Origin of the sequence: Microbacterium sp. NPDC019599, assembly GCF_040632175.1 — a bacterium.
Lineage (GTDB): Bacteria > Actinomycetota > Actinomycetes > Actinomycetales > Microbacteriaceae > Microbacterium.
Window position 1 is genome coordinate 89,657 of record NZ_JBEYBL010000003.1, and the last position, 23,650, is coordinate 113,306.

At 70.5% G+C, this 23,650-nt stretch carries 18 protein-coding genes; 13 read left to right on the forward strand and 5 right to left on the reverse strand.

Going from position 1 to position 23,650, the window contains the following annotated elements:
* Window positions 1-71: 71 nt before the first annotated feature.
* Window positions 72-1,241, forward strand: a complete 1,170-nt coding sequence (locus ABZ477_RS07180; RefSeq protein WP_360130101.1) for a thiolase family protein — start codon at window positions 72-74, stop codon at window positions 1,239-1,241.
* Window positions 1,242-1,268: 27 nt separating this feature from the next.
* On the opposite strand, the gene ABZ477_RS07185 is transcribed toward ABZ477_RS07180, so the two are convergent.
* Window positions 1,269-2,228: a LysR family transcriptional regulator gene (locus ABZ477_RS07185; RefSeq protein ID WP_360130104.1), complete on the reverse strand. Its 960-nt coding sequence runs from the start codon at window positions 2,226-2,228 to the stop codon at window positions 1,269-1,271.
* A 213-nt stretch (window positions 2,229-2,441) separates the two neighbouring features.
* Between ABZ477_RS07185 and ABZ477_RS07190 the strand changes: the two genes are divergently transcribed.
* The 6 genes from ABZ477_RS07190 (at window position 2,442) to ABZ477_RS07215 (ending at window position 9,774) form a co-directional block, all read left to right on the forward strand.
* Window positions 2,442-3,743: a DUF6379 domain-containing protein gene (locus ABZ477_RS07190; RefSeq protein WP_360130107.1), complete on the forward strand. Its 1,302-nt coding sequence runs from the start codon at window positions 2,442-2,444 to the stop codon at window positions 3,741-3,743.
* Window positions 3,744-3,806: 63 nt separating this feature from the next.
* Window positions 3,807-5,291 carry a DUF6379 domain-containing protein gene (locus ABZ477_RS07195; protein ID WP_360130110.1) on the forward strand — a complete coding sequence of 495 codons (1,485 nt, stop codon included), beginning with the start codon at window positions 3,807-3,809 and terminating at the stop codon, window positions 5,289-5,291.
* Window positions 5,292-5,431: 140 nt separating this feature from the next.
* On the forward strand, window positions 5,432-6,355 hold the full coding sequence (locus ABZ477_RS07200) for an alpha/beta hydrolase (protein WP_360130113.1): 924 nt from the start codon (window positions 5,432-5,434) through the stop codon (window positions 6,353-6,355).
* Window positions 6,352-7,245: a nucleoside hydrolase gene (locus tag ABZ477_RS07205; RefSeq protein ID WP_360130116.1), complete on the forward strand. Its 894-nt coding sequence runs from the start codon at window positions 6,352-6,354 to the stop codon at window positions 7,243-7,245. Before ABZ477_RS07200 ends, ABZ477_RS07205 begins: the two co-directional genes overlap by 4 nt.
* The gene (locus ABZ477_RS07210) at window positions 7,242-8,237 is read left to right on the forward strand and encodes an NAD-dependent epimerase/dehydratase family protein (RefSeq protein WP_360130119.1); all 996 of its coding nucleotides are present in this window, start codon (window positions 7,242-7,244) and stop codon (window positions 8,235-8,237) included. The genes ABZ477_RS07205 and ABZ477_RS07210 overlap by 4 nt, the downstream gene beginning before the upstream one ends.
* Window positions 8,230-9,774: a family 43 glycosylhydrolase gene (locus ABZ477_RS07215; protein ID WP_360130122.1), complete on the forward strand. Its 1,545-nt coding sequence runs from the start codon at window positions 8,230-8,232 to the stop codon at window positions 9,772-9,774. Before ABZ477_RS07210 ends, ABZ477_RS07215 begins: the two co-directional genes overlap by 8 nt.
* Here ABZ477_RS07215 and ABZ477_RS07220 read toward each other — a convergent pair.
* Window positions 9,764-10,417: a TetR family transcriptional regulator gene (locus ABZ477_RS07220; RefSeq protein ID WP_360130124.1), complete on the reverse strand. Its 654-nt coding sequence runs from the start codon at window positions 10,415-10,417 to the stop codon at window positions 9,764-9,766. The genes ABZ477_RS07215 and ABZ477_RS07220 overlap by 11 nt on opposite strands.
* Before the next feature lie 78 nt (window positions 10,418-10,495).
* On the opposite strand from ABZ477_RS07220, the gene ABZ477_RS07225 reads away from it, so the two are divergent.
* Entirely contained in the window at window positions 10,496-11,800 is a 1,305-nt protein-coding gene (locus ABZ477_RS07225; RefSeq protein ID WP_360130127.1) for a nucleotide disphospho-sugar-binding domain-containing protein, read from the forward strand.
* Between the two features lie 200 nt (window positions 11,801-12,000).
* On the opposite strand, the gene ABZ477_RS07230 is transcribed toward ABZ477_RS07225, so the two are convergent.
* From ABZ477_RS07230 to ABZ477_RS07240, 3 genes are all read right to left on the reverse strand, one after another.
* Window positions 12,001-14,145 carry a glycoside hydrolase family 3 N-terminal domain-containing protein gene (locus ABZ477_RS07230; protein ID WP_360130130.1) on the reverse strand — a complete coding sequence of 715 codons (2,145 nt, stop codon included), beginning with the start codon at window positions 14,143-14,145 and terminating at the stop codon, window positions 12,001-12,003.
* An 84-nt stretch (window positions 14,146-14,229) separates the two neighbouring features.
* Complete coding sequence (locus ABZ477_RS07235; RefSeq protein WP_360130133.1) at window positions 14,230-15,528, reverse strand: extracellular solute-binding protein; 1,299 nt, start codon at window positions 15,526-15,528, stop codon at window positions 14,230-14,232.
* 149 nt (window positions 15,529-15,677) lie between these two features.
* Window positions 15,678-18,860: a glycosyl hydrolase gene (locus ABZ477_RS07240; RefSeq protein WP_360130136.1), complete on the reverse strand. Its 3,183-nt coding sequence runs from the start codon at window positions 18,858-18,860 to the stop codon at window positions 15,678-15,680.
* Window positions 18,861-19,014: 154 nt separating this feature from the next.
* Between ABZ477_RS07240 and ABZ477_RS07245 the strand changes: the two genes are divergently transcribed.
* From ABZ477_RS07245 to ABZ477_RS07265, 5 genes are read left to right on the forward strand one after another with little or no spacing between them, the layout of a single operon-like run.
* Window positions 19,015-19,974 (forward strand): sugar ABC transporter permease, encoded by a 960-nt coding sequence (locus tag ABZ477_RS07245; RefSeq protein WP_360130139.1) that lies wholly within the window; start codon window positions 19,015-19,017, stop codon window positions 19,972-19,974.
* Between the two features lies 1 nt (window position 19,975).
* Complete coding sequence (locus tag ABZ477_RS07250; RefSeq protein ID WP_360130142.1) at window positions 19,976-20,812, forward strand: carbohydrate ABC transporter permease; 837 nt, start codon at window positions 19,976-19,978, stop codon at window positions 20,810-20,812.
* Window positions 20,813-20,826: 14 nt separating this feature from the next.
* Window positions 20,827-21,201 carry a nuclear transport factor 2 family protein gene (locus ABZ477_RS07255; protein ID WP_360130145.1) on the forward strand — a complete coding sequence of 125 codons (375 nt, stop codon included), beginning with the start codon at window positions 20,827-20,829 and terminating at the stop codon, window positions 21,199-21,201.
* Window positions 21,202-21,236: 35 nt separating this feature from the next.
* Complete coding sequence (locus ABZ477_RS07260; protein ID WP_360130148.1) at window positions 21,237-22,031, forward strand: TIM barrel protein; 795 nt, start codon at window positions 21,237-21,239, stop codon at window positions 22,029-22,031.
* Window positions 22,028-23,572 (forward strand): GMC family oxidoreductase, encoded by a 1,545-nt coding sequence (locus ABZ477_RS07265; RefSeq protein WP_360130151.1) that lies wholly within the window; start codon window positions 22,028-22,030, stop codon window positions 23,570-23,572. Before ABZ477_RS07260 ends, ABZ477_RS07265 begins: the two co-directional genes overlap by 4 nt.
* The last annotated feature ends 78 nt before the right edge of the window (window positions 23,573-23,650 follow it).

Here is a 23,650-nt window from a genome sequence, read left to right on the forward strand (position 1 = left end):
CCCTGCGATCCTCGGGTTCGACGCTTCGACGACGCTCAGCGATCGGGTGCACCCCGGAGAGGAGAGCTGACATGACCGCAACCCATGTCTACGACGCCGTGCGGACCCCGTTCGGGCGCGCGGGCGGCGCGCTCTCGGCGGTCCGGCCCGACGACCTCGCCGCGGTCGTCATGAAGGCGACGGTCGAGCGCACGGGCCTGGACCCGGGCCGCGTCGAGGACGTCATCTTCGGCGATGCGAACCAGGCCGGGGAGGACAACCGCGACGTCGCGCGCATGGGCGCGCTGCTGGCGGGCTTCCCCACGACCGTGCCGGGTGTGACCGTCAACCGGCTGTGCGGATCGTCGGTCGAGGCCGTCATCCAGGGCTCGCGCGCCATCGAGGCGGGGGATGCCGACATCGTCCTCGCAGGCGGCGTCGAGTCGATGAGCCGCGCGCCGTTCGTCGTCGAGAAGTCGTCGAAGCCGTGGCCGGCCGTCGGCAACCAGACGATGTGGAACACGTCGATCGGCTGGCGGATGGTCAACCCGGCGTTCCGCGCGGACTGGACCATCTCCAACGGCGAGTCCGCAGAGAAGCTCGCGGAGATCTACGGCATCTCGCGCGATGCGCAGGACTCCTTCGCGCTGCGCAGCCACCGGCTCGCGGCCGAGGCGTGGGATGCCGGCATCTACGACCCCGAGATCGTGCAGGTCGAAGGCTGCGAGCTGGCGCGGGATGAAGGCATCCGCGACGACACCACGATCGAGAAGCTCGGGGGCCTGCGCGCCCTCTTCGCGAAGGACGGCACCGTGACCGCGGGCAACTCCTCGTCGATCAACGACGGCGCGTCGGCTGTGCTTCTGGGCCGCGAGGGTGCGATGGATGCCGAGCCCCTCGCCCGCATCACGGGCCGAGGCGTGTTCGGCAACGACCCGGACGTGTTCGGCGTGGCACCTGTCGAGGCGGCGAACCGCGCCCTTGCGCGCGCGGGACGGACGTGGACCGACGTCGATCTCGTCGAGCTCAACGAGGCGTTCGCGTCGCAGAGTCTCGCGTGCATGCAGCTGTGGCCCGACCTCGACCCGGGCAAGGTCAACATCCACGGCGGCGCCATCGCGATCGGCCACCCGCTCGGCGCATCCGGCGGCCGCATCATCGGCCACGCGGCGCACGAGCTGAAGCGGCGCGGACGAGGAGTCGCCGTCGCGGCGCTGTGCATCGGCGTCGGCCAGGGCCTCGCCGTCGTCCTCGAACGCTGACCGACCCCGCGGCTCTTCGCGGGCGGGTCAGGCCCGGCCGGCCGCGAGCGCGGAGGGGTGCAGGCGCGACGAGACGAGCTTGGCGGCCTGCTCGAAGATGCCTCGCATCCAGGCGTGCTCGGGGTCCCGCCCGTGCACGGGATGCCACCACAGCGCATTGACGACGGGCGTCGCGTCGAACGGCGCCGCGAGGGTCCGCACGCCCGCGACCGACTCCGCGACGTGGGCGAGCCCCGCCTGGATGAGGCCGAGGCGGTTCGTGCCGGCGATGAAGTGCGGCAGCGCGAGGAAGCTCTCCACGACCGTCTCGACGTGCGGCTCGATGCCGAGCTGCTGGAGCTGCCGCGCCGCCGACGTGAAGGCCGTCCGCGACTGGTACGTGAAGACCCACGGCAGGGCGCCGAGCACCTCCATCGTCAGCTCGTCCCCGACCTGCTCATTCGACTCGGACGCGACCACGACCCAGCCGTCGCGCCAGAGGTCGGCGTAAGGCAGGTCGACGAGGTAGCCGTGCGGGATGACCATGCCGTCGGCCGAGCGGAGGCGATTGAGGGCGTCGTCGACGATCGAGGGGTTGTGCAGCATGAAGCGGAACCGCACGCCGGGCGCGGACTCGGCGGCCAGGCGCGAGACCTCGCTGCCGATCGTGGCGAAGCCGTAGTCCGAGCCGTAGATCGAGAACTCGCGCGTCGAATCCCGCGGGCTCCAGGTCGCCTGGCTCTCGAAGACCCTGCGCGCGGCCTCGAGCGCGGTCGTGGTGTGCTCCGTGAGCCGCAGCGCGAGCGGCGTGAGCTCGTAGCTGTTGCCCCGACGGGCGAGGATCGGATCGTTGAAGTGCGTGCGCAGGCGGGCGAGCGAGGCGCTGAGCGCGGGCTGGCTCAAATGGAGCCGTTCGGCCGCCCGCGTGACGCTCCGCTCCGTGAGCAGGGCGTCGAGCGCGACGAGCAGATTGAGGTCGAGCCGGGAGAGGAGCGGTTGATCGGACACGACGGTGTGGTCCTCCGGTTCGGGATGCCTCGGGCCAGTGTATCCGTGCGGTCTATGAGCCCGGTAGGTGGCATCGCTCGGGGCGATGAGCACAGGGTGTGATGGTTATGCGCACATTCATCTTACTTATGTCAGAATCGCACGTAACGCTGATACGCTGAGAGGGACTCCCGGTCCGCAGCTTCGCGGGCCCGACCCAGAGAGCGAGCATCGATGCTTCTCGAGAGAGACCTCATCCAGTCCGTCGGCTTCCGCAACGTCCGCGAGGGGAGCGAGGTCACCGGGTTCCAGTTCCGGCTGCGCATGCCGTCGTACCGCGGCATGGCGGCATCCCTCATCGACGGTGTCGCCGTCCGCGTCGGCTCCCTCGTCGACGTGCCCGCGGACGTGCCGCTGTGGACATTCGCCGGCCGGACCTGCACGCTGCAGGAGCTGTGGGACTCCGAGGGGGTGCGCTGGCCCCTCGAAGAGGCCGCGATCGTGACGGTGCCCTTCCCCGGCGGCCTGCCCGAGGGAACGCACGAGGTGTCGATCCAGCTGCGGCTTCGCATGTCGTACATCCCGCAGGAGCACCAGCCGTCGACGTACGAGGTCTCGCGGCACATCACGCTGACGTCGTCCGAGGAGGGCGGTCCGTTCAAGTACGGCGTCAGCCTCTACAGCTTCATGACCGACTACGGCACCGTCATGGACCTCGAGACGGCGCTCGCCGCCGTCGCCGACGTCGGCGCGACGGGCGTCGAGATCCTCGGCGAGGGCCACATCGAGCGCTACCCCGAGCCCACGACGGAGTGGATCGATCGCTGGTTCGCACTCCTCGAGAAGTACTCGCTCGAGCCGACGAACTACGGCTCGTGGATCGACACGCGCCTGCACTCCAGCGGCGCGAACGCTCGCGACCTGACGGCCGAGGAGGGGGCGGGGATGCTCCAGCGCGATCTGCGGCTCGCGGGGCGCCTCGGGTTCCGCTTCGTGCGCCCGAAGATCGGCGTCGTGTCGAGCGACCTCATCCCGCACCCGATCTGGACCGAGTCGGTCGAGCGCTCGCTCGACCTCGCGGCCGATCTCGACGTCGTGATCTGCCCCGAGATCCACTCGCCGACGCCCATCAAGCACGAGGTCGTCGACGACTACATCGACCTCATCGAGCGCACGGGGACCAAGCACTTCGGCCTGCTGCTGGACACGGGCATCTTCCAGGACCGTCCGATCCCGCTGAAGCCCGGCGAGCTGCCCGGCCGCCGCCCCGCCTTCATGGACGGCATCGCCGTGGACCCCGCCGACATCGCCGACATCGCGAAGCACGTCGTCTTCATCCAGGCCAAGTTCCACGACATCGACGAGAACCTCGAAGACCAGCAGATCCCGTGGGAGCCGGTCCTCCGTGCACTCAAGGACGCCGGCTACTCGGGTTATCTGTCGAGCGAGTACGAGGGCGAGCGCACCCCGTGGCGTTCGATCGAGCAGGTGCGCCGCCAGCACTCCCTCATCCGCTCGATCGCCTCCCGCCTCTGAAGCCCGACCCTGCTCTGAAGCCCGACCCCGACTCTGACCACTCGAACCCGACCGGAGAGAACAATGCCCAACGGACTCATCGCCGAAGACAGCCTCCGTCCGCACCCGGACGGGCTCGCGCTCAAGCTCACGCTCCCGTGGTACCGCAGCCTGTGGCTGTCGTCCGTCTCGACGTTGCGCGTCACCGTCGACGGGGTAGAGGTGCCCGAGCGCGACCTCGCAGTCGAGCTCGGCGGAACGCGCTACGCGATCGCCGAGCTGCCGCAGCAGAGCGCGACCCTGTGGTTCCTGCAACAGCATCCGCTTCTCATCGTCCGGCGCGACCAGCCCGTCGCGCTCGGCGAGCAGCACGAGGTGGAGATCTTCGGGGAGCTGCGACTGCCCTACATGCAGATCGCGCCCGGCCAGGACGGCGGACCGGGCATGTACGTGCCGAACGTCGTGCGCCAGGCGTTCACCCTGACCGTCACCGACGAAGACGCGCCCGCGCTCGCGACCGTGTCGGACGTCTCTCCTCCTCCGCCCGCGGCCGAGGACGACCCGTTCAAGCTCGGCCTGACGCTCTACTCGGCGAGCGCGGAGTTCCGCGCCGGCTGGTACGACTTCGACGGACTGCTCGACCGCGTCGCGGAACTCGGCATCGGTCCCGGTATCGAGATCGTCGCGTCGCAGGTGCTGCCGACGTACCCCGTCGTGTCGGATGAGTTCGTCGCGCAGTGGCGTGCCGCATTCGACCGTCACGGGTTCGACGCGAGCTCGTTCGGCGCCAACCTCGACATGGGGCGCCGCCGCGATCGCGACATGACGCCGGATGAGGAGTTCGAGTTCAGCGAGCTGCTCTTCCAGGGCGCGAAGAAGCTCGGATTCCCCCTCGTGCGCATCCAGAGCGCGAAGCCCGACCTGCTGCGCCGGCTCCTGCCGGTCGCCGAGTCGCTCGACCTCACGCTCGCTTACGAGATCCATGCGCCGATGGGTCCCAACGCGCCCGAGATCCAGAAGGTGCGCGACGTGTACGCCGACCTCGACTCGCCGCTCCTCGGCTTCGTCGCGGACTTCTCGGCGACGATGCACAGCATGTCGCCGACGCTTCTGCGGGCCGTGCGGCGCGCGGGGCTCGACGACGAGGCGATCGCGCGGCTGCAGGAGATCTGGGCGACGGATGCCCCGATGCGCGAGCGGCAGCAGGAGTTCATCGCCTACCTGAACAGCCGCGACTTCGACCCCGGTCGGCTGGGCTCGTTCGCGCACCTCGCGTTCAACATGCACGGCCACGTCGACCCGCGCGAGTGGGCGGACATCATGCCGCAGATCAAGCACGTCCACGCGAAGTTCTACGACATCGACGAGCACGGCCAGGAGCCTGCGATCGACTACCCCGAGCTCGTCCGCGTCTTCGTCGAGGGCGGCTACCGCGGCTACTGGTCGAGCGAATGGGAGGGTCACGCCTTCGCGGAGCTCGGCGAGGTCGACCCGCTGCTCCTCGTCCGCAGGCAGCACGACCTGATCCGCGCGTCCATGCGGACGGTGCAGCCCGTGCTCGGGGTCTGACCCTTCGGTCGTTGAGCGAGCGAAGCGAGACGAAACGCCTCGAGCCATCGGTCGGCGCGTTTCGTCTCGGTCGCTTCGCTCCCTCGCTCAACGACCGGACGTCCGGCCTACCCTGAACCATGACCAGCCTGGAGACACCCATGTCTGACACCGTCGACTTCCGCACGCTCCCGATCACCGAGGCGGTCCGCTGGCTGGCCGAGCACGGCGAGCCCGTCGACCCGCGTCCCGACATCGACGACGCCTCGCTGCGCCGCCGCTTCCCGCACCTCGATTCGGTCGAGACGTGGGAGATCCGCATCGACGGCGCGGGCGGCAACGGCTGCCGGCTCGTGCCTGCCCGGCTGTACCGGGATGCCTCTGCACAGGCATCCGGTCGCGCCCTGGTGTGGGTGCACGGCGGCGCGTTCATCGGCGGGCACCTCGACATGCCCGAGTCGCACTGGGTGGCACTCGAGCTCGCGGCCCGCGGCATCCCCGTCCTGGCCGTCGACTACATCAAGTGCCTGGGCGACGTGCACTTCCCCGAGCCGTCCGACGACGTGCTCGCCGCCTGGCGCCACGCGGCCACCCACGCGGAGGAGCTGTTCGGCGTCCCCGCTGCGTCGGTCGTGCTGGGCGGCGCGAGCGCGGGCGGCAACCTCACGGCGGGCGCGGTCGCGCGACTGCGGGATGCCGGCGAGCAGGTCCCTGGCGGGCTCGCGCTCGTCTATCCCGTCGTGCACCCGAACGGCCCGGCGGCCTCCGACGAGGTCGACCTCGACTCGCCGCACGGCGGACTGGCGCTGAACTTCGCGGGAACGCCGCAGGGCCTGGCCGACCCGCACGCGTTCGCCGCGCTCGGCCCGGTCGAGGGCTTCCCGCCGACGATCGTCGTCGTGTGCGAACTCGACGACCTACGCCCCTCGGGTGAGGCGTTCGCGGCCATGCTGCAGGATGCCGGCATCCCGACGGCGCTGCACCTCGAGGCGGGTGCGGGCCACGGCCATATCAACGAGCCGGCCGACCCGACGGCCCTCCCGACGATCGAGGCCCTCGCGGAGTGGATCCGGGTGGCGTCGTGACGGCCTACCGCCGCATCCCCGTGACACCGCAGGTGCGGGTCATCGTCGACAACGACTTCGCGGGCGACCCGGATGGCCTGCTCGCGCTCGCGCATCACCTCCTCGCCGACGCGGCGGTCATCCGCGGAGTCACGGGGACGTCGATCGCGATGGAGGGCCTCCCGTACGACGCCGGAAGCCCGGCGCGGGAGGTCGCCGAGGAGCTCATCCGACGGCTCGGCGTCGACGAGCCGCCTGTGTCGGACGACGTGCAAGTGCGGTTCGACGAGCTGTCCGGCGCGACCGACGGCGCGCGGCTCATCCTGGAGGAGTCGCGGCGGGACGACGAGCTGCCGCTCGTCATCGCGTGCGGCGGGCCGCTCACGAACGTCGCGTCGGCGCTGCGCGAGGATCCCACGCTCGCGGACCGCGCGGAGCTCGTCTGGATCGGCGGCGGCGCATACCCGGACGGGGCGTGGGAGTACAACCTGGCGCTCGACGTCGCGGCGGCGCAGTTCGTATTCAACGAGTCCCGGCTCCGGGTCGCGCAGGTGCCGCAGCACGTCTACCGGCAGTGCCTCATGTCGATCGCCGAACTCGAGACGGGGCTGCGGCGGGCGGGGGAGTTCGGGGCGTGGCTCTACGACCGCTTCACGTCGCCGCCCGACTTCATCCGCATCGGCGGCATCTGGCCCATGGGCGACAGTCCGCCCGTCCTCATCACGGCGCTGGGGACCGAGTCGAGCATCTTCCGCACGGTCGATGCACCCTGGATCGTCGAGGACGGCACGTACGCACAGCATCCCGAACCGCGCCCGCTCGTGGTCTACGACACGATCGACGCGCGCCTGCTCTTCGCCGACTTCTTCGCGCGGCTCGAGCTTCGGACCCGAACGGAGGAGGGCGCATGAAGGTCGTCGTCGTCGGAGGAACCGGCAACATCAGCACGAGCATCGTCCGGCGACTGCTGGACGAAGGCCACGACGTCACGTGCGTCAATCGCGGGACGACAGCGGCCGCGCCCGACGGCGTCGAGACGATCGTCCTCGACCGGCACGACGAGGAGCGCTTCGAGTCGGCGGTGCAGGCCGGCCGGTTCGACGCGGCGATCGACGTCATCGCGTTCACTCCCGCGGACGTGCGGTCCAGCATCCGGGCGTTCCGGGATGTCGGGCACGTCGTGCACACGTCGACCGTGACCGTGCTCGGCGAGCGGTTCGACCGGCTGCCCGTGACGGAGGATCACCCGGTCCGGCCGTCGGTGCCGTACGCCGCGGCGAAGGCGGAGGCCGAGCGGGTCCTGCTCGAGGCCCACTACGGCTCCGGCTTCCCGGTGACGATCATGCGGCCGTCGACGACCTACGGGCCGCGCCGCGCCCTGCGCCAGCTCGGCATCGAGAGCACGTGGGTTTCGCGCATCCGTGCGGGCAAGCCGATCATCAAGGTCGGCGACGGCCGCGTGACGCACCACCTGCTGCACGTCGACGATGCCGCACTCGCGTTCGTCGGCGCGCTCGGCAAGGAGCACTGCATCGGCCAGACGTACCACCTCGTGCATCCGCAGCACACGACATGGGAGGAGTTCCACGCCGCGCAGATGCGCGTCGTCGGGCGCGAAGTCGAGCAGGTCGGCGTGCCCGCGGACGTGCTCGAGGCGATCGACGCGCAGCGGTTCCTCTTCGCGACGAAGGTCTTCGCGCACAACATGCTCTTCAGCGCCGACAAGGTGCAGCGCGACATCCCGGAGTTCGTCCCGAGGGTCTCGATCGAGGAAGGTCTCGCCGCGACCGTCGAGCACATCGACGCGCACGGGCTCGGCGTCGAGACGGACGACCTCGAGGATCGGATCATCGCGGCGCAGCTTTCGGTCGCTGCGGCGGTCGGGGGTCTCGCCCGTGTCTGACCCCGTCTTCGTCAATCCCGTCCTGGGCGGCGACCGGCCCGACCCGGCCGTCATCAAGGTGGGCGACGAGTACTGGATGACGTACTCGTCGTTCGAGTCGGCTCCGGGCCTGCTCCTGTACCGCTCGCCGGACCTCGTGAACTGGACGTACAGCGGGTCGGCGCTCGCCGAGCCGCTCGGCAGCACGTTCGCCGTCGACATCGCCGAGGTCGACGGACGCTTCTTCATCTACATCCCGTTCATCCCGACGCCGTGGTCGGCGGTGGAGGAGCCGGCGATCTTCGTCGTGCACGCCGATTCGATGGAGGGCCCGTGGTCGGAGCCGATCGATCTCGGCATCCGGTGGGCGATCGATCCCGGGCACGTCGTCGGCGAGGACGGCAAGCGGTATCTGTTCGTGAACGGCGTCCGGCGCATCGCGCTGACCGACGACGGACTCGCGACGGTCGGCGAGCTCGAGCACGTCTACGACGGGTGGCGCTACCCCGACGAGTGGGTCACGGAGGCGTACGCGCTCGAGGGACCGAAGCTCTTCTGGCGAGGGTCAGCGGGCCGGGGGTTCGGGGCGGAGCGCCAACAGGCACCCGATGGCTGGTTCTACCTCGTGAGCGCCGTCGGCGGGACCGGCGGGCCGCCGACGGGGCACATGGTGATCGTCGCGCGTTCGCGCTCGGTGCACGGGCCGTGGGAGAACAGCCCGCACAACCCGATCGCGCGCACGACGGATGCCGCCGAGAGGTGGTGGTCGCGCGGGCACGCGACCCTGGTGCGCGGTCCCGGCGCCGGGGCTTCGGCGCGCAGCCCCATTGAGGACGGCGACTGGTGGATGGTGTCGCACGGGTATGAGAACGGATACCGCACCCTCGGGCGCCAGATCCTCCTCGAGCCCATCGCCTGGACCGACGACGGGTGGCCCGTCGCGGGGCTCCACGACATCGGGGGAACGCTCGACGCACCTGCCGGCGCCGGCGCACAGCATCCTGCGATCGGATTCGAGGACGACTTCTCGGCCCTCCGGCTCGGCGAGCGGTGGACCTTCCACGCGCCCTCGCCGGGTGAGGCATCCCGACTCCGCCTGGACGACGGCCTCGTGATGGCGGGCAAGGGCTCAGAACCCGGCGACACGTCGCCGCTCGCGCTCGTCGTCGGCGACCACTCGTACGAGGTGGAGGTCGACCTCGAGGTGGACGGCTCCGAAGGCGGACTGCTCCTCTTCTTCAACGACCGCATGTTCTGCGGCATGGGGATCGACGGGCAGCGCATGCTGTCCTACTCCGGCGGACGCGTGACGCACTGGCGCGAGCCCGCCCCGGCCGTGCGCCGGCTGCAGCTGCGGCTGCGCAACGACGAGCACATCGTGACGGGCTGGTACCGCGAGCCCGGCGGCGAGTGGATCCGCCACGGCGTGCGGTACGAGGCATCCGGATACCACGCCAACACGATGGGCGACCTCCTGAGCCTGCGCCCCGCGCTCTACGCCGCGGGCGACGGGTCGGTGCGGTTCCGCGACTTCGCCTATCGTCCGCTCAGCGCGTGACGTTCAGCACCGTCTCGCGCATCATCCGCGTCACGAACGCCTGGTAGGCCTCGGCCGACTTGCCGTCGAACTCGACGAAGCGCACGTAGGCTTCGGGGCCCGTGATGACGCAGACGGCCTCGACGAGGTCGTCGAAGGCGAGATCGCTGCGCAGCCAGCCGCGTTCGTCGAGGTAGCGGAGCACGCGCCCGACCTGGGAGCGGATGCCGGAGAGCAGCTCCGACTGATAGGCGGAGAGCTCCTCGTCCCCCCGCGCCGCGCCGGCGATCGTCATCCACATACCCGCCGAGGGCGCGTTGACGGCGAGGATCAGCTCGCCCAGCAGTGCGGCGAATTCATCCGCGTCACGGACCGCCAGGATCGCCCGGCCGACGTCGGTGGCGAAGATGTCGCTCTCGCCCTCGACGCCGAAGGCGGCGAGCTGGACGGCGGACTGGAGGAGCGACGTCTTGGGGCCGTGCTTCTGGACCGTCTCGACGGACACCCCCGCGTCGGCGGCGATCTGCGCGAATGTGGTCGCACGGTAGCCCTGCCGGCTGAACAGCCGGAGCGCGGACTCGATGACGCGGTGACGGGTCTCGGCGGCCTGCCGCTCGCGGAGTTCGGAACGGTAGGGTCGGCCACTGCCGCTGGCGAGATCCATCATTGACTACCGTACCATAACGGTGAATACTGGTCTGCGGTATTCAATACCGCAAGGTGCCACCAAAAGGGGTGGATCATGTCGTCGATCATCATTGCGACCGTCCCTATCCACGGCCACGTCGGTCCGCTGCTCCCCGTCGCGAGATATTTCGTCGAGCGAGGCGACGAGGTCCGGTTCATCACAGGAAGCCGATTCGCCGCCGTCGTCGAGGCCACGGGAGCGCGACATATCGCCCTCCCGCCCGACGCCGAGTTCGACGATCGTCAGGATCCGGACGAGATGTTCCCCGAGCGGGCGGGTCTCAGCGGCTCCAAGGCGATCGCCTTCGACATAGAGCATCTGTTCGTCCAACCCGGCCGTGGTCAGTTCGAGACCCTCATGGCGGCGCACGGGGAGACCCCGGCCGCCGCCATCCTGACCGACACGGCCTTCGTCGGGGGCGCGTTCGCACTCGGGTATCCGGTCGGCAAGCGTCCTCCCCTCATCGTGTGCGGCGTCGTCCCGCTTCCGATCGCGAGCCGCGACACCGCCCCGTACGGAATGGGGCTGACACCCCTGCGTGGACCCGTCGGCCGGCTGCGCAATCGCCTGCTGGCGGCTGCCGCGGCGCGCAGCGTCTTCCCGGCGGCCCAGCGCGCAGCATCCGCCATCAACAGCGAGATCCACGGCAGGCCGCTGCCGTTCCCCGTCCTCGACTGGCCGCGGCACGCCGAGGCGATCGCGCAGTTCACGGTCGCCGAGTTCGAGTACCCCCGATCCGACGCGCCCGGGACCCTCCACTTCGTCGGGCCGATGACAGGTGCCCCCGCTGACATCGCCCTCCCCGAGTGGTGGAGCGATCTGGACGGCTCGAAGCCCGTCGTGCACGTGACGCAGGGGACGATCGCGAACCACGACTACGCGCAGATCATCGGGCCCGCTCTCGAAGGGCTTGCGCACGACGACGTGCTCGTCGTCGTCTCGACCGGCGGGCGGCCGCTCGACACGCTGCCGCCGCTGCCGGCCAACGCCCGGGCCGCGAGCTACCTGCCCTACGACGATCTCCTCCCCAAGACCGACGTCTACGTGACCAACGGGGGCTACGGCGGCGTCCAGTACGCGCTGCGCTACGGCATCCCGATCGTCACGAGCGGCGGCAAGGAGGACAAGCCCGAGGTCGCAGCGCGCATCGAGTGGTCCGGAGTCGGGCGCCGCATCAAGACCGAGACGCCGACCCCGGCGCAGGTGCGGGATGCTGTCCGCGCCGTGCTCCGCGACGACGCCTATCGCGAGAGCGCCCGGCGCATCGCCGCGAGCATGGCCGAGTCGGGCGGAGTCGAGGCCCTCGCCGAGCTCGTCGACCGCGTCGCCGTCGCTCAGGGCACCGGACCGAGCCTCTGAGGGGCTCGGTCCGGAGCCGGTCCTCCCCGGATATCGGTCGTACAGCGAAGCGAGTCGAGGTGTCGCTCGACGACCGGGAAGCTCGCGGGCTCGGCGAGGAGGGTCGTTGCCGTGGGGTGGGCGAAACCGAGGAGATGTACGGAAACGAGGAGCGGATGCCGCCTTCCGGTCCTCGTTTTGTGACATCTCCTCGTTTCAGGTCAGACGACGCGGAGCTCGACCGCCTGCGTCGCGGCGAGAGTCGGTCCGACATGGAGGCGGAACAGCCCGGGTTCGACGACGAACCCGGCATCCGTCCAGAAGCCGAGCTCGTCGCGGCCGATCGTGAACGAGAACACCGCGGTGTCGCCCGGCTCGAGACTGCGGCGTTCGAACGCGACGAGACGGCGCACGGGCGGGGCGACGCTCGCGACGACGTCCTCGAGGTAGACCTGCACGACCTCGTCGCCGCGCCGCGCCGACGTGTTCGTCACGTCGACCGAGAGCGAGACACCCGCGTCGAGGTCGGCAGGCGAGAGCTCGTCCGCCGACAGCGTCGGCTTCCCGTGCGCGAAGCTCGCATAGCCCGAGCCATGGCCGAAGGCGAACTGAGGCCCGAGGTCGAGGTCGAGGTACTTCGACGTGTACTTCTCCTGCACGTTCGCGGGTCCGTGCAGGCCGATGTCGGCGGACTCCGTCGACAGCGATCCGCCGGTCGCAGCCGGGCGACCGGTGTTCTCGTGTGCGTAGTGGATCGGGATCTGGCCCACCGACCGCGGCCACGACATCGGCAGCCGGCCCGCAGGATCGGCGTCGCCCAGCAGGACGTCGACGATGGCGGCGGCCGCCTCGGTGCCGCCGTGCCATGCGACCAGGACGGTCGGCGTGAGCTCGATCCAGTCGGCCACGACGAGCGGCCGCCCCGTCTCGAGGACGACGACGAACGGGATGCCGCTCCCGGCGATCGCCCGGATGAGCTCCTCCTGCCGCCCGGGCAGCCGCAGGTCGCTGCGCGAAGCGGCCTCGCCCGAGATCGCACTGGACTCGCCCGCGAGCACGATGACGACGTCGCTCGCACGGGCGGCCTCGACGGCGGCGGCGATCCCCGAGGTGTCGTCGTCGAGGAACCCGACGCCCGGCGCGACGCGGACGTCGATCCCGCGCGCGCGGAACTCGCCCGCGATGCTTTCCGCGGGCGCACCGAAGGACTGGGTCCAGGCGCCCAGGTGATCCGTCGACTCGGCGTAGGGACCGGTCAGCAGCACGCGGCCCGTCGCGGCGAGGGGCAGCATCCCGTCGTTCTTCAGCAGCACCGACGAGCGAGCGGCGGCGCGCCGCACGAGATCCCGCGCGGCCTCCGCCGGCTCGGTCAGCTCCGCGTCCGCCGCGACGTACGGGGAGTCGAAGAGGCCGAGCGCCTCCTTGAGCGCGAGGACCCGCGTGACGGCGCCGTCGATGCGTGTCGGGTCGATCCGCTCGAGCCCGGCGGGGTCGAGCTCGGCGGGAGCGCCGCCCATCTCGAGGTCGAGGCCGGCGTCGAAGGCCTGCGCGACAGCATCCGCGAGGTCCTCGGCGACGCCGTGGGGGAGGAGGTTGCGCACGCCGTCGGCATCGCCGACGACGACGCCGTCGAAGCCCCACTCGTCCTTGAGGACGCCCGTGAGCAGGCGGCGATTGGCGTGCATCGGCACGCCCGCGACGGTGTTGAACGCCGCCATGACCGACGCGGCGCCCTCGTCGACGACGGCGCGGAAGGGTTCGAGGTAGACGTTGCGGAGGCGGTGCTCCGAGACGTCGACCGTGTTGTAGTCGCGGCCGCCCTCGGGCTGACCGTACGCGACGAAGTGCTTCGCGGTCGCGGCGATCGAGCCGGGAGAGGCGAGGTCGAGGCCCTGGTACCCGCGCACCATGGCGCGGCCCATGACCGCTGTGAGGTGGACGTCCTCGCCGAAGCCCTCGACGACGCGACCCCAGCGCGGGTCGCGTGACACGTCGACCATGGGGGAGAAGGTCCACGTGACTCCGCCGGACCGGGCCTCGGCCGCCGCCAGCGCCGCGAGCTCCTCCACGAGCGCCGGATCGAAGCTCGCGGCCTGGGCCAGTGGCACGGGTGCGATCGTGCGCTGCCCGTGGATCACGTCGAGTCCCACGAGGACCGGTATGCCGAGCCGCGTCTCCTCGACGGCCACGCGCTGCAGCTCATTGACGGCGGATGCCGAGCGCGGCCAGAAGATCGACCCGACGCCGTCGCGGACGAGCTGCGCGGCATCCGCGAGCTTCGGGCGGAAGACGATCTGCAGCTGCCCGAGCTTCTCGGCGGGCGTCATCTCGGCGAGCAGGCGCTGCACGCGCGGGCTCTGGTCCATTCGGTCCTCCAATAGCCGGACCCCGAAGGGAATGCCGCCCGGGGCCGAAGCCCCGGGCGGCGCTCTCCCCCGAGAGTCCGCGGATCAGCTGTCCCAGGCCGCGTCCATGTCGGCGAGCACCTGGTCGACCGTCTTCTGGCCGGTCAGCAGGCCCTGGACGCCGATGCCGAGTGCGTCGTACACGGCCGGGTTGGGCCACGTCGCGTTGGGCAGTCCCGCGTAGGAGCCGCTCGACAGCAGGTCGCCGATCGGGGCGTACTGCGGAAGCAGCGTCTCAGGATCGATGCCCGTGATCGGCACGCTGCCGGAGAGCTCGGCGTAGGCCTGCGCGTTGTCGGGCTCGGCGACCCAGTCGAGGAAGGCCTGCGCAGACGCCTTGACGTCGTCGTCCGACGAGGCGTTGATCCCCCACGCGTAGTTCGCGCCGGTGACGGTGAACGCCTCCTGGCCGGAAGCCGGCGGGAAGGCCTGCACGTTGAGCTCCGCGCCCGTGGCCTGGCTGATCGAGGCAGCGGCGCTGCCCGGGACCGCGGCGGTCAGGGACGTCCCGCCGCCGAGACCCTGCGTGATGCTGTCGAACGTGCCGCCTTCAGCCCCGTCCTGGAAGCAGCCCGACTCGTTCATCTCGATGATGTCCTCGAGGACCTCACGCCAGCCGCTGTCGGCGAAGGTGACGTCACCTGCGGCGCGCTGTGCGTTCCAGTCAGGCGTCTCGGCGTAGACGCGTGTCGCCGAGATGAGCATCGAGAACAGGCCCGTGTTGAAGGGGATGCCGCCGGCAAGCACCGTGAAGGTCTTGCCACCGTCGCGCGCGGTCGTGCACGCGTCGAGGAGGTCTTCGTAGGTAGCCGGGTACTCCGAGACGGCCACTTCGTCGGCGGCCGTGACATTGAAGACCATGCCGACCGGGGTGAGGGCCGTTGGCTGGGCGTAGGTCTCGCCGTCGATCTGGAACTCCATCTCGCTTCCGGCCGGAATGAGGCCTGCGGACGTCTCGTCGAGCGGCTCGAGGAATCCGGCTTCGGCGAGGGTGATGACCGAGATCGGCTGACCGGTGCCAGGTGCGAGGATCATCACGTCGGCGGCATTTCCTGCCTGCAGCTGCGTGGTGACCTGACTGTTGTACGCGTCGGACGGGTAGGGGATGACCTCGACCTCGACGCCGGTCTCCTCCGAGTACTGCTCGAGGATCTGCGCATAGAAGTCGTCCTGGTCGTTCGCCTGAGCGACCATGACGCTGAAGCCGGCGGCGGTGCCGTCACCGTCTCCGGTGCTTCCGCCGTCGTCGCCGCCGGCGGAACAGCCGGCGAGGATGAGGACTCCGGCGACGGGAGCCGCGAGAAGCGACCACCGGAGCTGCCGGGAGGCTGTGTGCTGTGGCATTTCGACCCTTTCGTGACTTCGTTGTCGCCAGCTCGGGATGCTGGCTCGGCCTCGGGGCCGCACATCAAGCCTGGCACGATATGTAGGTTTCTGACATTAGTGATGGTTATGTGCGGCAATTGCCTCGCTGATTCCCGGTTTCGGGCAGGTCAGGAGCTGATTTCGACGACCACGCCGACGGGTCCCGCGAGGCCCGCGCGCAGGGGAGTCGCCTCCGGCTCGAACACCTGTGTCATGGGCGCGAAGATCTCGCCCGACGGAGTGCGGGCCTCCGCGATCAGCCGATTGCGCCAGGGTGTCGCGATTTCGACCGCGAGCGTGTTGCGCCCGGGACGCACGGCGTCCGTGACGTCGACGCGGAACGGCGCTGTCCACGCGATGCCGCACTCGACGCCGTTCACCGATACACGAGCGATGTCTCGCGCGACGCCGAGTTCGAGCGTCACCCGCACGCCCTCGGGCCGCGCGGCGGCCTCGAACTCCGTTCGGTAGGTCGCGACACCCGAGAACCCCCGGGCCTGGTCATCGAGCTCCGTCCACAGCACGGGTCCGTCCGGCAGCGCGATCGGCGCGCGCTCCGGCATCTCGAGCGTCCAGGGTGCATCGAGGCGAAGAGACCGGGCGGATGCCGCGTCCTCGCGTGCGACCGGAAGCCCGGGCACGAGGAACACCGACCCGGACGGCGGCAGCACGAGCTCGAACGAGCGTCGGCCATCGGCCCGTTCGACAGCGACGAGGTCGCGCGCCCGCACCTCGACCGGATCCCACGCGCTCAGCGCGCCGATCTCGCCCGGCACCGTGACCCGCAGCCGCACCTCGGCGTCCGCGGGGTTCGCGATGAACGTGATGCGCTCGCCGTCGACGATCCGCGCGATGGTCCTGGCGCGCCCGCCGTCGACCTCGAGCCAGGGTCGCATCCCGAGCTCGCGGAGCGCCCCCGCGAGATCCGACGTCGGCACGACGCGCCCCTGGGCGCGCGGGGGCGCCCAGATCTGGTCGCAGAGACCCGCGAACTCCTCCTCATCGTCACCGAGCGACGGCGAGCCCTCCGGCCGGACGCCCACGACGGTCGCCCCGTCGTCCAGCAGTGCCGAGACTCGCCGAAGCGTCGACACGGTCATCCGCCGGCTCGACCCGCCGAGGTAGAGCACCCGGAATCGCGCGCCCACGGACCGCAACGCCCCGTGCTCGACGCCGAGCACCGACAGCCCGTCCACTCCGACGTAGTCGAAGTCGAACCCCGTCGGCACACTGTCGTCGAAGCGGTCTCCGAAGAGCCCTGTCACCGGCGCCTCCTCGCCGACGAAGACGGCGATGTCGACGGCGGGTTCGCCCGCCGAGAGCACGGCCGAGCATCGCGCCAGGTAGTCGATCCAGGGCCGCGCCATGCCCCCCCACGTCTCATTGACCGTGAAGGCTTGGCCGAGGAACGGGGCGAGCGCGACGCCGGGCGGCGGTGCGGCGAGCGGCTGGTGGGGCGAGGTGTGGATGCAGAACCGGGTCACGCCGAGCGCGAGCTGGAGGTCGGCGACGTGTTTGAGGCTGCGCGGGGACGACGCCCACGGGCGGTCGAAGCTCGTGAACGCCTCGGCGCCCGTCCAGTCCTTGCCGTGCACGTGGGCGACCGAGGAGGCGCCCTTGAGGTCGGCGACGTAGGTCGGGAGCGGCCCCGACTCGGGATCGAACGTCCACATGGCGCCCATCGGGACGTCGGCGTGCAAGCGCATCGCGAGGTCGTCGCCGAGCTGCGGCCGCGCGTCCTCGAGCGCCTCGGCGTAGTAGCGCAGGCCGCGGCGGTGCGCCTCCGCCGCGAGGGTGCCGTAGTACTGCGACGCGAAGAGCTCGGCGAGCGTGCGCCGGTAGTCGTAGAGGAAGCGGTCGGTCCGCGCGCTGTCGCCGACGACGAAGCCCGCCAGAGCGGGCAGCCACTGCGTCGGATCGTAGCCGCGCAGCTCGCGGAACCGCTCGAGGATCCCGTCGGTCCAGTTCTGCGAGCCGGACTCGATGCTGTCGCTCAGCAGCGCATCGAACCGGCCGGGATCGAACCGCGCCAGGTGCGTCTCGAGGTACGCCGCCACCCGCGTGCCGTCGAGCTTGTCGACCTCCAGGCCCGTCGCGTCGGGCGAGGCCGGCCCGTTCGTCTGGCCCGTGAGGGATGCCCCGAGCCGCAGCACGCGCCAGCGTCCGGGCGGCGGGTCCCATCGGAGGGTGTCGCCCTCGAGGAGCTCGGTGAGATCGAGCACCTCGTCGATCCCAAGGCCCGCACCCGGGTCGGTGTCGACGGCGTAGTAGTCGGGGACGACGCCGAACCCCGCCTTGACCTCGGCGTGATGCACCCGCCCGGCCGTGCGGAGGGCGAACTCCGACACGAGAAATGCGTCGCTGCGACGCAGCACGGGCGGCAGGCGCACACCGTCGGCGACGGGAGGCAGAGCCTCGGCGGCGCTCGCGCCCGAGAGCACGAGCCGGAATCGCCGGGCCGTCACGGGCGGGAAGGATGCCGTCCGCGCCGGCACCGTCGTCGCCGGCAGCGTCACGATGTCGCGATAGGCGACTCCGTCGTCGCCGGCCTGCAGGACGGCCTCGGGCGGCGGTGCGGCGCCGAACCCGCGCGGGCCCGGCAGTCCCACGACGATCGAGCGCACCGTGATGGGCTCGTCGAACTCCTGCTCGATCCACGCCGATGAGGAGGCGTCGGGATCGCGCGGGAGCGCCACGGCCGTGTCGAAGGAGCCGTCGAACAGAATCGAGGCCTCGGCGAGGTCCGCCGACCCGGTCACCCGCGCCGGCAGCAGCGCATCCTGGTCAGCCGAAGCCGGGAAGGCCACGACCCGCCAGTCGACGGCCCACGGCTCGCGAGGCGGTGCTCCCCAACGCGGGGCGTCCTGGAAGAGTCCGGCGACGGACGGCAGGGGCGGCAGCAGGTGGTCACCCGGGCCCTCGAGGATCGCTTGCGACCACACGACCTTCTTCATGGCGTCCGCAGGCTCGACCCAGGGCCCGCCGGCCGCGCTCCATCCTGACGAGGTGGCGACGGCGAGCTCGAGGCCGAGCTCCTCGGCCGTCCGCGAGGCGGTGTCCAGGCCCTCGCGCCACGCATCCGATCCCGGCCGCACGGGCTCGGGCACGACGAGCGGCACGCCCATCCCGCCGTCGAAGAGCTGCACCCCGCGCACGCCGACGCCGTGCAGCCATGTGAGGTCGCGCACGATGCCGGCGGCGTCGACGTTGCCGTCCATCCAGTGCCACCAGGCGCGCGGGCGCGCGTCGTCGGGCGGATCGACGAAGACCCGCCACAGCTCGTCGGGCGCGGGAGACGATGTCTCGGTCACCCTGCTCATCCTCCCCTCGCTCATCTCAGACAGAAGGTGCGGTCCACTTATATCCGATATCGCTAGAACTAATGTGTGCTTCCGACACAAGTGTGTGATAGTGGCTCCAGGCGCCCCCGAAGCCGAGGCGCGTGACGACGAGGTCAGAGAGCAGATGACAGTGACGATCGAGCGAGACGCAACTCGCACCCTCACGGTGCCCCCTGAAGCACGCCGCACTCCGCGCCCGCGCGGACGCAAGCCGCTGATCAGCTACGGCCACTGGTGGTGGGCGCTGCCGGCGATCATCCTCGTGATCGCGGTCCACTACGCCGCGACGCTCACGGGCGGGTTCTTCGCCTTCACGAACTGGACGGGCCTGGGCGACTGGGAGTTCATCGGCCTGGACAACTTCGTCCGCATCTTCCAGGACCCCACGCTCCTGGGATCGGTGTGGAACACGCTCTTCCTCGCGTTCGGGACGGTGATCGTGACGAACGTCATCGGCCTGGGCTTCGCGCTCGCGATCAACCGCACGCTCAAATCGCGCTACATCCTGCGCACTCTGCTGTTCCTGCCCGTCGTGCTCAGCCCGCTCGCGACCGCCTACATCTGGAAGTTCATCTTCCAGTTCAACGGCCCGCTCAACGGCTTCTTCGCCCTCATCGGGCTGCCCGACCTGCAGAAGGTGTGGCTCGCCGACCCGACGTGGTCGATCTGGGCCATCCTCGTGACCGTCGTCTGGCAGCAGACCGGCTTCGTCATGGTCATCTACCTCGCCGGCCTCGCCTCCGTTCCGATCGAGATCGAGGAGGCGGCCGCGCTGGACGGCGCGAACATCTGGCAGCGCTTCCTCAACGTGACGGTGCCCGCGATCCGCCCGTCGATCGCGATCGCGACGACGCTCGGCATCATCCAGGGTCTGCGGATCTTCGACCAGATCTTCGCGCTCACCGGCGGCGGCCCGGCCGGCGCCACCGAGACCCTCGCGACGCAGGTCTACAAGCAGGCGTTCTCGCTCGGCCAGTTCGGGTTCGGCTCGGCGCTCGCCCTCGTGCTGACCCTCATCATCCTCGTCTTCGCCATCCTCCAGCAGTACGCCACCCGCGACCGCGACGCCGTCGGAAGGGCCTGACATGTTCCGCTACACCCCGCTCACCGCCGTCCGCGAGGCGCTCATCTGGGTCGTCACGCTGATCTGGCTGCTGCCCTTCTACTTCCTCATCGCGACCGCGTTCAAGGGCGATCAGGAGGCGCTGACGACGAGCGCCGTGGCGCCGCCGAGCTCGCTGGACTTCGGCGCGTTCATCGAGGTGCTCACGACCGGCGGACGCAACAACATCCCGCTCAGCATCTTCAACAGCATCCTGATCACCGCCGGCGCGATCGCGGGACTCGTCCTCTTCGGGTCGGTCGCAGCCTACGTCATCACGCGGCGGACGCGCGCCTGGACGAACCTGACGTTCTACCTCGTCCTGATCGCGATCATCCTGCCCGCGCAGCTGGGCACCGTCCCGCTGTACATCGGGGCGCGCACCGTGGGCCTCACGGGCAACGCGATCGGCATGATCCTGCTCTGGATCGGCATCCTGCTGCCGCTGTCGGTGTTCCTCTACGCGAGCTTCTTCCGCGGGCTCACGACGGAGTACGAGGAGGCCGCCGTCATCGACGGAGCCTCGCCGACGCAGGCGTTCTTCCGCGTCGTGCTGCCGCTCATGGCTCCCGCGACCGGCACCGTCGCGATCCTCGCGGGCCTCATCGTGTGGAATGACTTCTTCAACTCGCTGATCTTCCTCGGCGGATCCACGACGCAGACGCTCCCCGTCGCGATGTACACGTACGTCGGCGGCCTCGTGTCGGCGTGGAACAAGATCTTCGCCGTCGTCATCATCTCGATGGTCCCGATCCTGCTGTTCTACATGTTCGCGCAGAAGAAGTTCATCCAGGGCTTCTCCGGCGGCCTCAAGGGCTGAAGGAGCGGATCCCCATGAGCGCCGACAACCGCGCGGCGTTCGAGACGTTCGTCGACCTCTTCTACACGCAGAAGCGTGTGGCGGATGCCTTCGCGCACCTCGTCTCGCACGACTACCGCCAGCACAACCCGACGATCGCCGACGGCCCGGCCGCCGCGATCGAGATGCTCACTCCCAAGTTCGACGGCTCGCCCGACGCGACGTTCGAGATCCAGCGGATCCTCGTGGACGGCGACCTCGCGATGGTGCACGTCAAGGCCTCCCGTCCCGGCGCACCGGACGCCGCGGTCGCGGACATCTACCGATTCGAGGACGGCCGGATCGTCGAGCACTGGGACGTGCTGCAGCAGGTCCCCGTGCATGCCGTCCACGACCACCCGATGTTCTGACCCGCGCAGGCGCGGTCAGGGACCGAAAGGCACACATGTATCAGCTCGCACCCAACATCGAACTGCTCTTCACCGAGGCGGGCGACTACCACGATCGCGTCCGCGCCGCCGCTGCGGCGGGCTTCGACGCCGTCGAGATGTGGGGGCCGACCGGCGCGGACGCACCGTCGACGCCGAAGGACCTGCCGGCACTCAAGGCCGCGCTCGAAGAGACCGGCACGCAGCTGACGGCGCAGCTCGCCGAGCCCCGCACGCAGTTCATGATCCCGCCGTGGGACCACTCGGAGTTCTACCGCAAGCTCGACGAGGGCGTGGCGATCGCGCAGGACCTCGGCTGCCCCCGCATCGTCGTCGGCAGCGGCACGGGCTTCGGCGGCTGGAAGCGCCAGGTGCAGCTCGACAAGCTCGTCGAGATCTACCGGAAGGCGATCGCGCAGATCGACGGCTCCGGCATCACGCTCGTGCTCGAGCCCGTCAACGTCCGCGTCGACCACCCCGGCTCGCTCCTGGACCGCACGGCCGAAGCCGTCTACGTCGCCCGCGGCGTCGACTCGCCGTACTTCGGGGTGCTCTACGACATCTACCACTCCGCCGTCGAGGGCGAGGACATGGCTGCCGAGCTTGCGAACGCCGGCTCGATCGTGAAGTACGTGCAGCTCGCCGACGCCCCGGGCCGCGGCGAGCCGGGCACCGGGACCCTCGACTGGGCCGCGACGCTCGGCGTGCTGCGCGCCTCCGGCTACGACGGGCCGATCGGGCTCGAGTACTACCCGACCGTCGAGTCGGCAGCATCCGTCGCCCTCATCCGCGAAGCGGCAGCGGCGGCATGAGCCGCTACCCCGAGGGCGTCGACGTGGCGATCGTCGGCAGCGGCCCCACGGGCGCCGCGTATGCCCGCATCCTGAGCGAGGAGGCTCCGGATGCTGTCATCGCGCTGTTCGAGGTCGGTCCCACGGTCTCCAACCCGCCGGGCGCCCACGTCAAGAACATCGAGGACCCTGCCCTGAGGGCGCAGGCGCAGGAGCGGTCGGAGGGCCCGGGGGCGGGCTCGGCGACCGTGAACTCGCCGGGCGCGGTGAAGTCGGGGGAGCGCCGCGCCCGGCCAGGAACCTACCTCCTCGCCGACGGCTACCAGCTCGCCGGCGAGGACGGGCTGCCCGTCGCGGCGTTCTCCAGCAACGTGGGCGGCATGGCCGCGCACTGGACGGGCGCGTGCCCGCGGCCGGGCGGAAGCGAGCGCATCTCGTTCCTGCCCGATCTCGACGAGCTGCTCGACGAGGGCGACCGACTCCTGGGCGTCACGACGAATGCCTTCGATCAGGCGCCGTTCACGGCGCTCGTGCGCGAGCGCCTCGCGGCAGCAGTCGACGACGGCCGCGATGGGGCCGCACGCGTGCAGCGCATGCCGCTGGCCGTGCACCGCCGCGAGGACGGCCGACTCGTCTGGTCGGGCTCCGACGTCGTGTTCGGCGACGTCGTGCGCGAGAACCCCAACTTCACGCTCTTCGACGAGTCGCTCGTCGTACGGGTGCTCATCGAGGACGACAGGGCGGTCGGCGTCGCCGTGCGCGACCTGCGCACGGGTGCCGAGCACGAGGTGCGCGCGCGCGTCGTCGTCGTCGCCGCCGACGCCCTGCGGACCCCCCAGGTGCTCTGGGCGTCCGGCATCCGCCCGGCGGCCCTCGGGCGGTTCCTCAACGACCAGGCTCAGGTCGTCTACGCGGCGCGACTGCGGGACGTCGAGCCGCCGCCCGAGGACCAGGTGGCGGCATCCGGAGCGCTCAGCGAGCAGAGCGGCGTCAGCTGGGTGCCCTTCACCGACGACCTGCCCTTCCACGGCCAGATCATGCAGCTGGACGCCTCGCCCGTGCCGCTCGCCGAGGACGACCCCGTCATCCCCGGATCGATCGTGGGACTCGGCCTCTTCTGCGCCAAGGACCTCCAGTGGGAGGACCGCGTCGAGTTCGTCGACGACGAGCGGGACTCGTACGGGATGCCGGCCATGCGGCTGCACTACACGCTCACGCCGGTCGATCACGCCGTGCTCGACCGAGCCCGCGCCGAGATCGTCGAACTCGCGCACGCCGTGGGCGAGCCCATCGGCGACCGGCCGTTCACGATGCCCCTCGGCGCCTCGCTGCACTACCAGGGCACGACGCGGATGGGCCAGGCGGACGACGGACGCTCCGTGTGCGACCCCGACAGCCAGGTGTGGAACGTGCCGGGGCTCTTCGTCGCCGGCAACGGCGTCATCCCGACCGCGACGGCCTGCAACCCGACCCTGACCTCGGTGGCGCTCGCGGTTCGCGGCGCCCGCCGGATCGCCCGAGACCTGGCTGCGTATCCGGCCCCGGTGGCCGAGCGAGCCTGACGTGTGCGCCGCGCCCGAGCGTTTCGTCTCGCTTCGCTCGCTCAACGACCGGAACCTCCGGTCGTTGAGCGAGGGAGC